Origin of the sequence: Streptomyces taklimakanensis (assembly GCF_009709575.1) — a bacterium.
GTDB classification, from domain to species: Bacteria; Actinomycetota; Actinomycetes; order Streptomycetales; family Streptomycetaceae; genus Streptomyces; species Streptomyces taklimakanensis.
Map to the genome: position 1 here is coordinate 4,246,048 of NZ_WIXO01000001.1, position 14,629 is coordinate 4,260,676.

11 protein-coding genes are annotated in these 14,629 nt (G+C 70.9%); 10 read left to right on the forward strand and 1 reads right to left on the reverse strand.

What is annotated here, in order from left to right:
- Window positions 1–4: 4 nt before the first annotated feature.
- The 3 genes from ilvN to serA all read left to right on the forward strand — a co-directional run bounded on the left by ilvN (window position 5) and on the right by serA (window position 3,518).
- The gene (ilvN, locus tag F0L17_RS18895; RefSeq protein ID WP_155071997.1) at window positions 5–529 is read left to right on the forward strand and encodes an acetolactate synthase small subunit; all 525 of its coding nucleotides are present in this window, start codon (window positions 5–7) and stop codon (window positions 527–529) included.
- Between the two features lie 131 nt (window positions 530–660).
- Window positions 661–1,659 (forward strand): ketol-acid reductoisomerase, encoded by a 999-nt coding sequence (ilvC, locus tag F0L17_RS18900; RefSeq protein ID WP_162466402.1) that lies wholly within the window; start codon window positions 661–663, stop codon window positions 1,657–1,659.
- A gap of 269 nt (window positions 1,660–1,928) precedes the next feature.
- On the forward strand, window positions 1,929–3,518 hold the full coding sequence (serA, locus tag F0L17_RS18905) for a phosphoglycerate dehydrogenase (protein WP_162466403.1): 1,590 nt from the start codon (window positions 1,929–1,931) through the stop codon (window positions 3,516–3,518).
- A 96-nt stretch (window positions 3,519–3,614) separates the two neighbouring features.
- Here the strand turns inward: serA and F0L17_RS18910 are convergent, their stop codons facing one another.
- A complete protein-coding gene (locus F0L17_RS18910; RefSeq protein ID WP_155071999.1) occupies window positions 3,615–4,889 on the reverse strand; it encodes a PucR family transcriptional regulator in 1,275 nt (424 codons plus the stop codon).
- Window positions 4,890–5,093: 204 nt separating this feature from the next.
- On the opposite strand from F0L17_RS18910, the gene F0L17_RS18915 reads away from it, so the two are divergent.
- The 7 genes from F0L17_RS18915 to F0L17_RS18940 all read left to right on the forward strand — a co-directional run bounded on the left by F0L17_RS18915 (window position 5,094) and on the right by F0L17_RS18940 (window position 14,606).
- Window positions 5,094–6,020, forward strand: a complete 927-nt coding sequence (locus F0L17_RS18915; RefSeq protein ID WP_162466404.1) for a proline dehydrogenase family protein — start codon at window positions 5,094–5,096, stop codon at window positions 6,018–6,020.
- A gap of 77 nt (window positions 6,021–6,097) precedes the next feature.
- The gene (gene pruA, locus F0L17_RS18920; RefSeq protein ID WP_155072000.1) at window positions 6,098–7,729 is read left to right on the forward strand and encodes an L-glutamate gamma-semialdehyde dehydrogenase; all 1,632 of its coding nucleotides are present in this window, start codon (window positions 6,098–6,100) and stop codon (window positions 7,727–7,729) included.
- A gap of 376 nt (window positions 7,730–8,105) precedes the next feature.
- Window positions 8,106–8,240 (forward strand): hypothetical protein, encoded by a 135-nt coding sequence (locus tag F0L17_RS28095; protein ID WP_274389099.1) that lies wholly within the window; start codon window positions 8,106–8,108, stop codon window positions 8,238–8,240.
- A 124-nt stretch (window positions 8,241–8,364) separates the two neighbouring features.
- Window positions 8,365–9,402: a 3-isopropylmalate dehydrogenase gene (locus F0L17_RS18925; protein ID WP_155072001.1), complete on the forward strand. Its 1,038-nt coding sequence runs from the start codon at window positions 8,365–8,367 to the stop codon at window positions 9,400–9,402.
- Window positions 9,403–9,634: 232 nt separating this feature from the next.
- Window positions 9,635–10,738, forward strand: a complete 1,104-nt coding sequence (locus F0L17_RS18930) for a branched-chain amino acid aminotransferase (RefSeq protein ID WP_155072002.1) — start codon at window positions 9,635–9,637, stop codon at window positions 10,736–10,738.
- A 444-nt stretch (window positions 10,739–11,182) separates the two neighbouring features.
- On the forward strand, window positions 11,183–12,814 hold the full coding sequence (gene cimA / locus F0L17_RS18935) for a citramalate synthase (RefSeq protein WP_155072003.1): 1,632 nt from the start codon (window positions 11,183–11,185) through the stop codon (window positions 12,812–12,814).
- Between the two features lie 208 nt (window positions 12,815–13,022).
- Window positions 13,023–14,606 carry an acyl-CoA carboxylase subunit beta gene (locus F0L17_RS18940; protein ID WP_155072004.1) on the forward strand — a complete coding sequence of 528 codons (1,584 nt, stop codon included), beginning with the start codon at window positions 13,023–13,025 and terminating at the stop codon, window positions 14,604–14,606.
- Window positions 14,607–14,629 lie beyond the last annotated feature (23 nt).

Consider the following 14,629-nt stretch of genomic DNA (forward strand, 5'->3'; position numbering starts at 1 on the left):
TCCGATGTCCAAGCACACGCTCTCCGTCCTGGTGGAGAACACCCCCGGCATCCTCGCCCGGATCGCCTCCCTGTTCTCCCGCCGCGGTTTCAACATCGACTCGCTCGCCGTCGGCGTCACCGAGCACCCCGACATCTCCCGCATCACCATCGTGGTGAACGTGGAGGACCTGCCGCTGGAGCAGGTCACCAAGCAGCTCAACAAGCTCGTCAACGTGCTGAAGATCGTCGAGCTGGAGCCGTCCTCCGCCGTCCAGCGTGAACTCGTCCTGGTCAAGGTCCGCGCCGACAACGACAGCCGCTCGCAGATCGTGGAGATCGTCCAGCTCTTCCGCGCCAAGACCGTCGACGTCTCCCCGGAGGCCGTCACCATCGAGGCGACCGGGAGCAGTGACAAGCTGGAGGCCATGCTCAGGATGCTGGAACCGTTCGGCATCAAGGAACTGGTCCAGTCCGGCACGATCGCGATCGGACGCGGCGCCAGGTCGATCACCGACCGGTCGCTGCGCGCCCTGGACCGGACCGCATAGCGAGACCCCGGCCCGTCCCCGCCCGCGGCGACATACGGTGACCCCGGAGCGGTTCGGGGACGGGCCCACCGCACCCCCCGATCCGTACGGCGAGACCTCCGTACGGCAAGAACACCAAGGAGATACCCCAAGTGGCCGAGCTGTTCTACGACGACGACGCCGACCTGTCCATCATCCAGGGCCGCAAGGTCGCGGTCCTCGGTTACGGCAGCCAGGGCCACGCCCACGCCCTGTCCCTGCGCGACTCGGGCGTCGACGTCCGGGTCGGTCTCCCGGAGGGCTCCAAGTCCCGGGCCAAGGCCGAGGAGCAGGGGCTGCGCGTGGTCACCCCGGCCGAGGCCGCCGCCGAGGCCGACGTGATCATGGTCCTGGTTCCGGACCCGATCCAGGCCAAGGTCTACGAGGAGTCCATCGCCCCGAACCTCAAGGACGGCGACGCCCTCTTCTTCGGCCACGGCTTCAACATCCGCTTCGGCTTCGTCAAGCCCCCGGCCGGGGTGGACGTCTGCATGGTCGCCCCCAAGGGGCCGGGCCACCTGGTCCGCCGCCAGTTCGAGGAGGGCCGCGGCGTGCCGTGCATCGCGGCCGTCGAGCAGGACGCCACCGGCAGCGCCTTCCCGCTGGCGCTGTCGTACGCCAAGGGCATCGGCGGCACCCGCGCCGGCGTCATCAAGACCACCTTCACCGAGGAGACCGAGACCGACCTGTTCGGTGAGCAGGCGGTGCTGTGCGGTGGTGCCTCGGCGCTGGTCAAGGCGGGCTTCGAGACCCTGGTCGAGGCCGGCTACCAGCCGGAGATCGCGTACTTCGAGTGCCTCCACGAGCTGAAGCTGATCGTGGACCTGATGTACGAGGGCGGCCTGGAGAAGATGCGCTGGTCGGTCTCCGAGACCGCCGAGTGGGGCGACTACGTCACCGGCCCGCGGATCGTCAACGACACCACCAAGGCCGAGATGAAGAAGGTGCTCGCCGAGATCCAGGACGGCACCTTCGCCAAGAACTGGATGGCCGAGTACAACGCCGGTCTGCCGAAGTACAACGAGTACAAGAAGGCCGACTCCGACCACCTGCTGGAGACCACCGGCCGCGAGCTGCGCAAGCTCATGAGCTGGGTCGACGACGAGAACTGAGCGACCCGCCCACCGCTCTTTCATCCGCAGGTGGACGGCGAGCGGCCCGCCCGCGAGGCGCGGCGCGGCCCCGGTGATCGGCGAACGGCCACCGGGGCCGCCTCCGCGCCGATACACTCGTGAACAAGCGCGTCACAGGCTCACAGCGTCGTGCGTCTCCACGCGGCTGCCTACCTCCACCGCCCTCGGCCGTCGGGACGCGGCCGTCCTCGCCCGCCATCCCAGGTGGCGGGAGGGGCCCCAAGGACCAGTGAGGACTGAAGACCGAAGTGAGCAAACCCGTAGTACTCATCGCCGAAGAACTCTCCCCGGCCACGGTCGACGCCCTTGGCCCGGACTTCGAGATCCGGCACTGTGACGGAGCCGACCGCGCCGAACTGCTCCCGGCCATCGCGGACGTGGACGCCATCCTGGTGCGCAGCGCCACCAAGGTCGACGCCGAGGCCGTCGCCGCCGCCCGGCGGCTGAAGGTCATCGCCCGCGCGGGAGTCGGTCTGGACAACGTCGACGTCTCCGCCGCCACCAAGGCCGGCGTGATGGTCGTCAACGCGCCGACCTCCAACATCGTCACCGCGGCCGAACTCGCCTGTGGCCTGCTCATCTCCACCGCCCGCAACATCCCGCAGGCCAACACCGCCCTGAAGAACGGCGAGTGGAAGCGGAGCAAGTACACCGGCGTGGAGCTGTCGGAGAAGACCCTCGGCGTCGTCGGTCTCGGCCGCATCGGCGTGCTGGTCGCCCAGCGCATGTCCGCCTTCGGGATGAAGGTCGTCGCCTACGACCCGTACGTGCAGCCCGCGCGGGCCGCGCAGATGGGCGTCAAGCTGCTCTCCCTGGACGAGTTGCTCCAGGTGTCGGACTTCATCACCGTGCACCTGCCCAAGACTCCCGAGACGCTCGGCCTGATCGGGGACGAGGCGCTGCACAAGGTCAAGCCGACGGTGCGGATCGTCAATGCCGCGCGCGGCGGCATCGTCGACGAGGAGGCCCTGCTGTCGGCTCTGAAGGAGGGCCGGGTCGCGGGTGCGGGCCTGGACGTGTACGCCACCGAGCCGTGCACCGACTCCCCGCTGTTCGCCTTCGACAACGTCGTGTGCACCCCGCACCTGGGCGCCTCCACCGGCGAGGCCCAGGAGAAGGCGGGCATCTCGGTGGCCAGGTCCGTTCGGCTGGCGCTGGCCGGTGAGCTGGTGCCGGACGCGGTCAACGTCCAGGGCGGTGTGATCGCCGAGGAGGTGCGGCCCGGACTGCCGCTGGCCGAGCGGCTGGGGCGGATCTTCACCGCGCTGGCGGGCGAGGTCGCCGTCCGGCTCGACGTCGAGGTCTACGGGGAGATCACCCAGCACGACGTCAAGGTGCTGGAACTCTCCGCGCTCAAGGGCGTCTTCGAGGACGTGGTGGACGAGACGGTCAGCTATGTCAACGCGCCGCTGTTCGCCCAGGAACGGGGCGTGGAGGTCCGGCTGACGACCAGCTCGGAGTCCCCCGAGCACCGCAACGTGGTGACGGTGCGCGGCACCCTCGCGGGGGGAGAGGAGGTCTCGGTCTCCGGGACCCTGTCCGGCCCCAAGCACATCCAGAAGATCGTCGCCGTCGGTGAGCACGACATCGACCTGGCGCTCGCCGACCACATGGCGTTCCTGCGCTACGCCGACCGCCCCGGTGTGGTCGGAACCGTCGGACGCGTCCTGGGCGAGGCGGGCATCAACATCGCCGGTATGCAGGTCTCCCGCTCCGAGGAGGGGGGCGAGGCGCTGGTGGCCCTCACCGTGGACGGGCCCATCCCGCCCGCGGTGCTCTCCGAGATCGCCGACGAGATCGGCGCCGGATCGGCCCGCGGCGTCAACCTGGAGGACTGATCCTCGCGCACTCCTCGGAGTGATGGGCGGCGGCCCGGAGCGGAAGTTCGCTCCGGGCCGTCGCCCGTCGTCCGCCCGTCGTCCGCCCGTCGTCCGTCAGGTGCGGAGCAGCCGTGCGCTCTTGAGCGCCATGTGCAGCAACAGGCGGTCCTCGCCGTCGTCCAGGTCGAGACCGGTGAGTTGCTCGACCTTCGACAGCCGGTAGTAGAGCGTCTGGCGGTGGACGCCCAGCAACGTCGCGGTGCGGCCCGCCTGGCCGGCGCAGTCGAGGAACGCCTCGGCCGTGCGGGCCAGCTCCCGGCGATCGGGCTCCAGCAGGGTCCGCACCGACGGGTCCGGCGGCCCGGCCGGACCGCCGGGAACGGCCAGCATCCGATACGGCCCGATCCCGTCCCACCGCGCCACCGGCCCGAACCGCCGCTCCGCCCGGGCCGCCCGGGCCGCGGCCAGCGCCTGCCGCCAGGCGGCGGTCACCCCGCCCAGCCCGGTGCGGGGCTCGCCGATGCCCGCCGCCGCGCCGGGCGACCCCGGTGTCCCGGCCCGGGGCGAGCGCAGCAGCCGCTCGGCGGCGGTGCGGGCCGGTCCCGTCCCGCCGAGCGTGCGCAGCCGGACCAGGACGGCCAGTCCTCCCGCGCTTCCCGTCGCCTCCCGCACGGCGTCCTCCGTCGGGGAGGCCTCCGCCACGGGGCGCAGGGGCACCACGCACCCCGCGAGGACCCCGGGGATCCCCCCGCCGGGGGCGGGCGACGCCAGTCCGGTGGGCTCCTCGTCCGCCTCTCCCCAGGGCACCACGGCCACCATCGTCAGCGGTCCGGCCGCCGCGGCCCCCAACTCCTGGGCCAGCTCGGTCTCGGCCCGCTCCGCCGCCCGTTGCCCGGGGGGCGCGGTGAGCAGGGTGCGCAGCAGTTCGCCCAGCCGGGTGCTCGTCCGGGACTCGGCGGCCAGCAGGCCCCCGACGCGGTCGGCCACGGCCCGTACGTCCGCCAGTCTGGGATCGGACAGCTCCAGCGCCCCGTCGTCCAGGAGCCAGATATATCCCAGGGTCACGCCGCCGTGCCGCGCCGGCACGCAGATCCGGCCGCGCAGCACTCCGGCCGACGGGTCCGGTGGGATGCGCACCGGGCCCGTCGCCCGGGTGATGCCGAAGCTCTCGAACCAGGCCCGCACCCGGGCGCTGGAGCGCCGCCGCAGGATCGAGCTGGTGCGCACCGGGTCCATCAGCGCGGCGTCCAGCGGCGCGGCGTCGTCCCCGTCCCCGTCGCCCTCGTGGGCCCCGAAGGCGATCAGGCCGAAGTCGCGGTTCTCCAACGTCGCCGGGGTGCCGAGAAGGGCGGTCACCTCGTCGACCAACGCCTGGTAGTCCTCGTGCATCGTCCCGCGTCGCCTTCCCGTTCGGGTCGTCCGCGGAAGGGCCCGTCGCCCGCCGTGGACCCCACCATTGTCATACAGATGTATGAGATACGGGCCACGGAAGCGTGACAGCTGTCGATGGCGGGAAGGGAGAGCGATCCTTAGGTTCGACGGTGGCTCTCCAGCCACCAGACCACCGTCAAGATCCGTCCGTGGAGGTGCCCCGTGCTGGGTCCCGTGCTCCTCGCGGCCGCGCGCAGCGACAGCATCCGTCGCATCGTCTCGGCCGCACCGGTCACCCGCCCCGTGGTGGACCGGTTCGTCGCCGGAGAGCGCCTCGACCAGGCCCTGACGACCCTCCGTGCCCTGACCGACCGGGGCCTGGAGGTCACCTTCGACCACTTGGGCGAGGACGTCACCGACCGCGGCGAGGCGCTGCGCGCCCGCGACGCCTACCTGGAGCTGGCCCAGGCCCTGCGGACGACGGGCCTGGGGGAGCGGGCCGAGATGTCGGTGAAGCTCTCCGCCTTCGGGCAGGCCCTGCCGGGCGGCGACGACATCGCGTACGCCAACGTCCTCCCGGTCGTGGAGGCCGCCGCCGAGGCGGGCACGACCGTCACCCTGGACATGGAGGACCACACCACGGTCGACTCCACGCTGGCGATCCTGGCGAAGCTGCGCGAGCGCTTCCCCGCCACGGGCGCCGTCCTCCAGTCGTACCTCCACCGCACCGAGGACGACTGCCGGGCCCTGGCCGGCGAGGGGTCACGGGTGCGGCTGGTCAAGGGCGCCTACAAGGAGCCCGCGTCCGTGGCCCTCCAGGACAAGCACGAGGTGGACCGGGCGTACGTCCGCTGTCTGCGGATCCTCATGGAGGGCGGGGGCTACCCCATGATCGGCTCCCACGACCCGCGGATGGTGGCCATCGCCCAGGAGCTGGCGCGGCGCTGCGGCCGCAAGCCGGGCGAGTACGAGTTCCAGATGCTCTACGGCATCCGCACCGCCGAACAGGAGCGACTGGCCGGCGCCGGGCACCGGATGCGGGTGTACGTCCCCTACGGCACCGACTGGTACGGGTACTTCATGCGACGGCTCGCCGAGCGCCCCGCCAACCTGGCGTTCTTCCTCCGCTCGCTGGCCACCAGAGGCTGAGCGGCCGACCGCGGCCGCGACGGGCCGACGGTCCGAACGCACGACGACACGACCGAACCCTCGAAGGAGACACGGCCATGGACGCTGTGACCCAGGTCCCCGCGCCGGTGAACGAGCCGGTGCACACCTACGCACCCGGCACGTCGGAGCGCGCCCGTCTCGAAGCCAAGCTCAAGGAGCTCGCCGGGAACCCGATCGACCTGCCGATGACCATCGGTGGCAAGAAGCGGCTGGGCGGCGGGGAGCGCTTCGACGTCGTACAGCCCCACAACCACAAGGCGGTGCTCGGCACCGCGGCCCACGCCACCCGCCAGGACGCCGTCGACGCCGTCGACGCCGCGCTCGCCGCCGCCCCGATGTGGCGCTCGCTGTCCTTCGACGACCGTGCCGCGATCTTCCTGCGCGCCGCCGAGCTGCTGGCCGGTCCCTGGCGGGAGACGATGGCCGCCTCCACCATGCTGGGTCAGTCCAAGACGGCGCAGCAGGCCGAGATCGACACCCCCTGCGAGCTGGTCGACTTCTGGCGCTTCAACGTCCACTACGCCCGCCAGATCCTGGCCGAGCAGCCGGTCGCCAACTCCCCGGGCGTGTGGAACCGGATGGACCACCGCCCGCTGGAGGGCTTCGTCTACGCCATCACGCCCTTCAACTTCACCGCCATCGCGGGCAACCTGCCCACCGCTCCGGCGCTGATGGGCAACACCGTCGTCTGGAAGCCGTCCCCGACCCAGACGCACGCCGCGGTGCTCCTCATGCGGCTGCTGGAGGAGGCGGGCCTGCCCGACGGCGTCATCAACCTGGTGACCGGGGACGGCAAGGAGGTCTCCGAGGTGGCGCTGGTCCACCCCGACCTCGCCGGCATCCACTTCACCGGCTCGACCAAGACCTTCCAGTACCTGTGGAAGACGGTCGGGAACAACATCGAGACGTACAAGACGTACCCGCGGCTGGTCGGCGAGACCGGCGGCAAGGACTTCGTCGTCGCCCACCCCTCGGCCGACCCGGCGGTGCTCAGGACGGCGATGACCCGCGGCGCCTTCGAGTACCAGGGACAGAAGTGCTCGGCGGCCTCGCGCGCCTACGTGCCGCGCTCCATCTGGGAGAGCGGCTTCAAGGAGGAGTTCGCGGCCGAGGTCGAGGGCCTGACCATGGGCGACGTCACCGACCTGGCGAACTTCATGGGCGCCGTCATCGACGAGCGCGCCTTCGCCAAGAACAAGGCCGCCATCGACCGCGCCGCGTCCGACCCGACCTGCGAGATCATCGCGGGCGGCAGCTGTGACGACAGCGTCGGCTACTTCGTCCGCCCGACCGTCATCGCCTGCACCGACCCGACGAGCGAGGTCTTCTGGCAGGAGTACTTCGGCCCGATCCTGGCCGTCCACGTCTACGAGGACGCCGAGTACGAGGCGGTGCTGGAGCAGATGGAGTCGGTCGCCCCGTACGGCCTGACCGGCTGCGTCATCGCCCGAGACCGCGCCGCCGCGGCCCACGCCTGCGAGGCGCTGCGCTTCGCGGCGGGCAACTTCTACATCAACGACAAGCCCACCGGCGCCGTCGTCGGTCAGCAGCCCTTCGGCGGCGGCCGCGCCTCGGGCACCAACGACAAGGCGGGATCCAAGCAGAACCTGATGCGGTGGACCTCCACCCGCTCCATCAAGGAGACCCTGGTTCCGCCGACCGACTACCGCTACCCCCACATGGGCTGAACCCTCCCTGGCAGCCCACGCCCGACGCCCCCGCCCGGACCGGACGGGGGCGTCGGGCGTGGTGGCGGTGACGAGGGGGCGTTTTCGCTCGGACAGGTGAAGTGGGCGGCGTCACAGTGGGAAAACCGCAGGTCAGGGGCGGCGCCGTCTCAGATGCTAGGAAGACCAACTAATCAGCGGGACATTACAGCTTTCAGCCCTTACTTTGGTGGGAGCCGAACGTCTCGCTCCATCAGCGAATGGCGGATGAGGCGCCGTGCCCTCGCAGGTGACCCCTGCCGCACCCGGCCGCCCCCGCCGCTTACGGCGCTTGGAATCCCGTAGGAATCCCTCCTCTTCCCGTTTTCAGGTTCCGTTCCCCCAAGGAGTTCCGACCATGGACGAGACCGCCCGCCGCCGTGCCCGCCACGCCGCCCGCGACCACCACGACGACACCGACCGCCGCAACGCGGCCGCCGCGCTCCAGCGGGCGCTGGACCGCCGGGACAACGGCGGAGCCACCGGCCACTGAACACCTCCGGGAGTGCTCGCAGACCCCCGCGGACGGCCCGGAAGCGGCCGGGCCGCCCGCGCGGCGGTCGTCCGGATCCTGGACAGCGCGTGTCGACTCCTGGGACGAGCGGTAGGGTCCCCCCATGTCTCGCAGCATCGACCTCGCAGTGATTCCCGGTGACGGCATCGGTCAGGAAGTCGTGGCCCAGGGCCTGAAGGTCCTGTCCGCCGTCCTGCCGCAGGACGTGAAGCTGCAGACGACGGAGTACGACCTCGGCGCGAGGCGCTGGCACGCCACGGGGGAGACCCTGCCGGACGCCGAGCTGGAGCGTCTCAAGGGCCACGACGCGATCCTGCTCGGCGCGATCGGCGACCCGTCCGTCCCCTCCGGGGTGCTGGAGCGCGGAATGCTGCTCAAGCTGCGCTTCGCCTTCGACCACTACGTCAACCTGCGCCCGTCGAAGCTCTTCCCCAACACGGCGACCCCGCTCGAGGGCCGGCCGGACATCGACTTCGTCGTCGTCCGCGAGGGCACCGAGGGCCCCTACACCGGGAACGGCGGCTCCCTGCGCACCGGCACCCCGGCCGAGGTGGCCACCGAGGTCAGCGTGAACACCGCCTACGGCGTCGAGCGCGTGGTGCGGGACGCCTACGAGCGGGCGAAGGCCCGTCCGCGCCGGAAGCTCACGTTGGTCCACAAGAACAACGTCCTGGTGCACGCCGGCCACCTGTGGAAGAACATCTTCGACCGGGTCGGCCGGGAGTATCCCGAGGTCGCCACCGACTACCTGCACGTGGACGCCGCGACGATCTTCTTCGTCACCCAGCCCGAGCGCTTCGACGTGATCGTCACCGACAACCTCTTCGGTGACATCCTCACCGACCTCGCCGCCGCCGTCACCGGCGGCATCGGACTGGCCGCCTCGGGGAACATCAACCCCACCGGCGCCTTCCCGTCGATGTTCGAGCCGGTCCACGGCTCCGCGCCCGACATCGCCGGCACCGGCAAGGCCGACCCCACCGCGACGATCCTGTCCGTCGCGCTGATGCTGCGCCACCTCGGTCTCGAGGCCGAGGCGGCCCGCGTCGAGGACGCGGTCTCCGCCGACCTCGCGGAGCGTTCCGGCTCCCGCACCACCGACGAGATCGGTGACGCCCTCGCGGCGCGAGTAGCCGACTAGCGGGTCCCGCCGCACGTTCCGGCCGGGCCCGCAGGCGCCCGGCCGCTGTGCTACTCGGCGGTTGGGTGCGACCATCTACCCCAGGACCGCCCACCCGTGTCCGCCACACGGCCTCCCGCCCTCCGATAATCGGACATGGGACCGCCGTACGCGAGGAAACTCGGACGTCCTGGTACCCGTGGGAACACGGGAGTGCGGTCCACCACGACACCCAGTGAAGGACGCGCTCACCATGACGACGCCCCGTATCGAGTTCGACCTCAAGCCCTCCGCGCACCTGCTGCCGGACGCGGAGCGCGAGGCGGTGCTGGCCGCCCCCGGCTTCGGTCGCCACTTCACCGACCACATGGTCACCATCCGGTGGACCGAGGGCCGTGGCTGGCACGACGCACGGCTCCAGCCGTACGCGCCGTTCCAGATGGACCCGGCGAACATGACGCTGCACTACGCCCAGACGATCTTCGAGGGACTCAAGGCCTACCGTCAGCCCGACGGCTCCGTCGCCGTCTTCCGGCCGGAGGCCAACGCCGAGCGCTTCCGACGCTCGGCGCGTCGCATGGCCATGCCCGAGCTGCCGGTGGAGACCTTCGTCGAGGCCTGTGACCTGCTCGTCCAGCAGGACGAGGCCTGGGTGCCCAGCGAGGGCGAGCAATCGCTGTACCTGCGGCCCTTCATGTTCGCCGCCGAGGTCGGACTCGGGGTGCGGCCCGCGAACGAGTACCTGTTCACGGTGATCGCCTCCCCTGCCGGCGCCTACTTCCCGCGGGGCGTCAAGCCCGTCTCGGTGTGGCTGTCGAAGGAGTACGTCCGTGCCGCCCCCGGCGGGACGGGCGAGGCGAAGACCGGCGGCAACTACGCGGCCTCCCTCGTCGCCCAGGCCGAGGCGGCCGAGCACGGCTGCGACCAGGTGGTGTGGCTGGACGCCGCCGAGCGCCGCTGGATCGAGGAGATGGGCGGCATGAACCTCTACTTCGTCCGAGGCAGGGGCGAGGACGCCACCATCGTCACCCCCGAGCTGACCGGCACCCTGCTGCCGGGCATCACCCGTGACTCGTTGCTGACCATCGCCACGGACCTGGGCTACCGCACCGAGGAGGCCCGTATCTCCGTCGAGGACTGGCGCGAGGGCAACGCCGACGGCTCGATCAGCGAGGTGTTCGCCTGCGGCACGGCGGCCGTCATCACCCCGGTCGGCACCGTGAAGTCCGCCGACGGCGAGTGGACCGTCGGCGACGGCGAGCCGGGCGAGATCACGATGCGGCTCCGCGACGCGTTGCTCGCCGTCCAGACCGGCCGCGCCGAGGACAAGCACGGCTGGATGCACAGGCTCGCCTGACGGGGCCGGACCGGTCGGGCCGTTCCCCGTCGGCGCGGTCGCGTCCACCCGGGTCCGGGTGGGCGCGACCGCGCCGACGGGGGAGACGGTCGCGCGGGGACGCGCGGGAGTCGGGAGTGCGCGGGAGGCCGGCTCCCCGTACCGCCTCCCTGACCACATCGTGAGATGCTTCTCTCCACGGTGCGGATTCGTGCCAGACTCTCCCCGTGCCTCACCTCGCCATGATTATCGGCAGCAGGCGCGCCGGTCCGCAGTGACCACCCCCGCACGGACCCGGTGCGGTGGCGGACACCGTGTCCCAGACCCGCGCGCAGACCTCTCGCACCCGCGAGGGGTCTTTTCGTTTTCCGGCCCACCCTGCCGGGGCGAAGGCGTGAGGGATGATGGGGACAAGTGGGGCCAAGCCTTCCGGACCTACTCTCATCCGACAGGAGCCTGACCAGCATGACCGACGCCGCGGTCTCCCGGCACCCGGGAGACGCGTCTCCCCTCGGTGACGCGTTCCACGTCTTCGACACCACACTCCGCGACGGGGCCCAGCGCGAGGGAATCAACCTCTCCGTCGCGGACAAGCTGACCATCGCACGCCACCTGGACGACTTCGGTGTCGGCTTCATCGAGGGCGGATGGCCCGGAGCCAACCCCAGGGACACCGAGTTCTTCCGACGCGCCCGGGAGGAGATCGACTTCCGGCACGCGTCGCTCGTCGCCTTCGGAGCCACCCGCAGGGCGGGTGTGGCCGCCGCCGACGATCCGCAGGTGCGGGCCCTGGTCGACGCGGAGGCGCCGGTGGTCACCGTCGTGGCCAAGTCGCACGACCGGCACGTCGAGCTGGCCCTGCGCACCACTTTGGAGGAGAACCTGGAGATGGTCCGCGACACCGTGGAGTACCTGCGGTCCGCCGGACGCCGGGTCTTCGTCGACTGCGAGCACTTCTTCGACGGCTACCTGGGCAATCCCGAGTACGCCAAGCAGGTCGTGCGCACCGCCCACGAGGCCGGCGCCGAGGTGGTGATCCTGTGCGACACCAACGGCGGCATGCTCCCGGCCCGGGTCCAGGCCGTGGTGCGCACCGTACTGGCCGACACCGGCGCGCGCCTGGGCGTCCACGCCCAGGACGACACCGGCTGTGCCGTCGCCAACACCCTGGCCGCCGTGGACGCCGGAGCCACCCACGTCCAGTGCACCGCGAACGGTTACGGCGAGCGCGTGGGCAACGCCGACCTCTTCTCCGTCGTCGCCGCGCTGGAGCTGAAGTACGGCATGCGGGTGCTGCCCGAGGGCGCGCTCCGCGAGACGACCCGGATCTCCCACGCCATCGCCGAGGTCGTCAACCTCACCCCCTCCACCCACCAGCCGTACGTGGGAGTGTCGGCCTTCGCGCACAAGGCCGGACTGCACGCCTCCGCCATCAAGGTGGATCCCGACCTCTACCAGCACATCGACCCCGAGCGGGTCGGCAACCGGCTGCGGATGCTGGTCTCCGACATGGCCGGACGCGCCTCCATCGAGCTCAAGGGCAGGGAGCTGGGGATCGACCTCGGCGACGACCGCGAGCTGGTCGGACGGATCGTGGAACGGGTCAAGGAGCGCGAACTGCGCGGCTACAGTTACGAGGCCGCCGACGCCTCCTTCGAACTGTTGCTGCGCGAGGAGGTGGAGGGGCGTCCGCAGAGCTTCTTCACCACCGAGTCCTGGCGGGCCATCGTCGAGGACCGCCCCGATGGTTCCCACGCCAACGAGGCCACCGTGAAGCTGTGGGCCAAGGGCGAGCGCATCGTCGCCACCGCGGAGGGCAACGGACCGGTCAACGCCCTGGACCGGGCGCTGCGGGTGGCGCTGGAGCGGATCTATCCCGAACTCGCCCAGATGGAGCTGGTGGACTACAAGGTCCGCATCCTGGCGGGCACCCACGGCACCGAGTCCACCACCCGGGTGCTCGTCTCCACCGGCGACGGTGGTGGGGAGTGGTCCACCGTGGGCGTCGCCGACAACGTCATCGCGGCCTCCTGGCAGGCGCTCGTCGACGCCTACGCCTACGGTCTACTGCGTGCGGGTGTCGAGCCGATGGGCTGACCGGTCGTCACGGAGCACTCCGTACGGGTACGGACGTCTCCCGCGCGTACTGTGGGAACCCCACAGTACGCGCGGCGAGATTCTGGGGGTCTTCCCTGGTGTGGGTGTTGCGAGGGCACAGTTCTGTGCGGCGTGACCATGAATCCAGGGTCGAGACTGTACGGATCCGACGACGGCGAACGGCCGGACTGTTTCGTAGGGTCTGAACATGACCGATCTGTCCCAGACGCCGTCCGAGGCGAACGATGCCCGTGGTCGTGTGGCGGAGTTGCACGCCATCCGTGAGCAGGTGCGGCGAGGCCCGAGCGAGAAGGCGACCGAGGCGCAGCACGCGAAGGGGAAGCTGACCGCGCGTGAGCGGATCGAGTTGTTGGTGGATGCCGGGTCGTTTCACGAGGTGGAGCCGTTGCGGCGGCACCGGGCCACGGGGTTCGGTCTGGAGGGCCGGCGGCCGTACACCGATGGGGTGGTCACCGGTTGGGGGACGGTGGAGGGGCGGACGGTGTTCGTCTACGCCCATGATTTCCGGATCTTCGGTGGGGCGTTGGGGGAGGCGCACGCGGCGAAGATCCACAAGATCATGGACATGGCCATCGCGGCCGGTGCGCCGTTGGTCTCGCTCAACGACGGGGCCGGGGCCCGCATCCAGGAGGGTGTGGTGGCGCTGGCCGGGTACGGCGGGATCTTCCAGCGCAACACCCGGGCGTCGGGGGTGATTCCGCAGATCTCGGTGATGTTGGGGCCGTGTGCGGGTGGGGCGGCCTACTCGCCGGCGTTGACGGATTTCGTGTTCATGGTGCGTGACACCTCGCAGATGTTCATCACCGGTCCGGACGTGGTGCAGGCCGTCACCGGGGCGCGGGTGTCGCAGAACGGGTTGGGCGGTGCCGATGTGCACGCGGCCACCTCCGGGGTGGCGCACTTCGCCTACGACGACGAGGAGACCTGTCTGGCCGAGGTGCGCTACCTGCTGTCGCTGCTGCCGTCCAACAACCGGGAGAACCCGCCGCGTACCGAGTGCGTCGATCCGGTCGACCGGCGGAGCGAGGCGTTGTTGGAGTTGGTGCCGGTCGACGGCAACCGTCCCTACGACATGCGGGCGGTGATCGAGGAGATCGTCGACGACGGCGAGTACCTCGAGGTGCACGAGCGGTGGGCGAACAACATCGTGTGCGCGCTGGCCCGGCTGGGCGGGCAGGTGGTGGGGATCGTGGCCAACCAGCCCCGGCATCTGGCGGGGGTGTTGGACATCCACGCGTCGGAGAAGGCCGCGCGGTTCGTGCAGATGTGCGACGCGTTCAACATCCCGATCGTCACCCTTTTGGACGTGCCCGGGTTCCTGCCGGGGGTGGACCAGGAGCACGGCGGGATCATCCGGCACGGCGCCAAGTTGTTGTACGCGTACTGCAACGCCACGGTGCCGCGGGTGTCGGTGGTGCTGCGCAAGGCGTACGGGGGCGCGTACATCGTGATGGACTCCCAGTCCATCGGTGCGGATCTGACCTATGCCTGGCCGACCAACGAGATCGCGGTGATGGGTGCCGAGGGCGCCGCCAACGTGATCTTCCGGCGGGAGATCGCCGCCTCCGACGATCCGGACGAGACGCGTCGGGAACTGGTCAAGGAGTACAAGTCCGAGCTGATGCATCCCTACTACGCGGCCGAACGCGGTCTGGTCGACGACGTGATCGATCCGGCCGACACCCGCTCCGTCCTCGTCGGGGCCCTGGCCATGCTCCGTACCAAGCACGCCGACCTGCCCGCCCGCAAACACGGCAACCCGCCCCAGTGAGGAGACCCCGTGTCCGCGGCGAC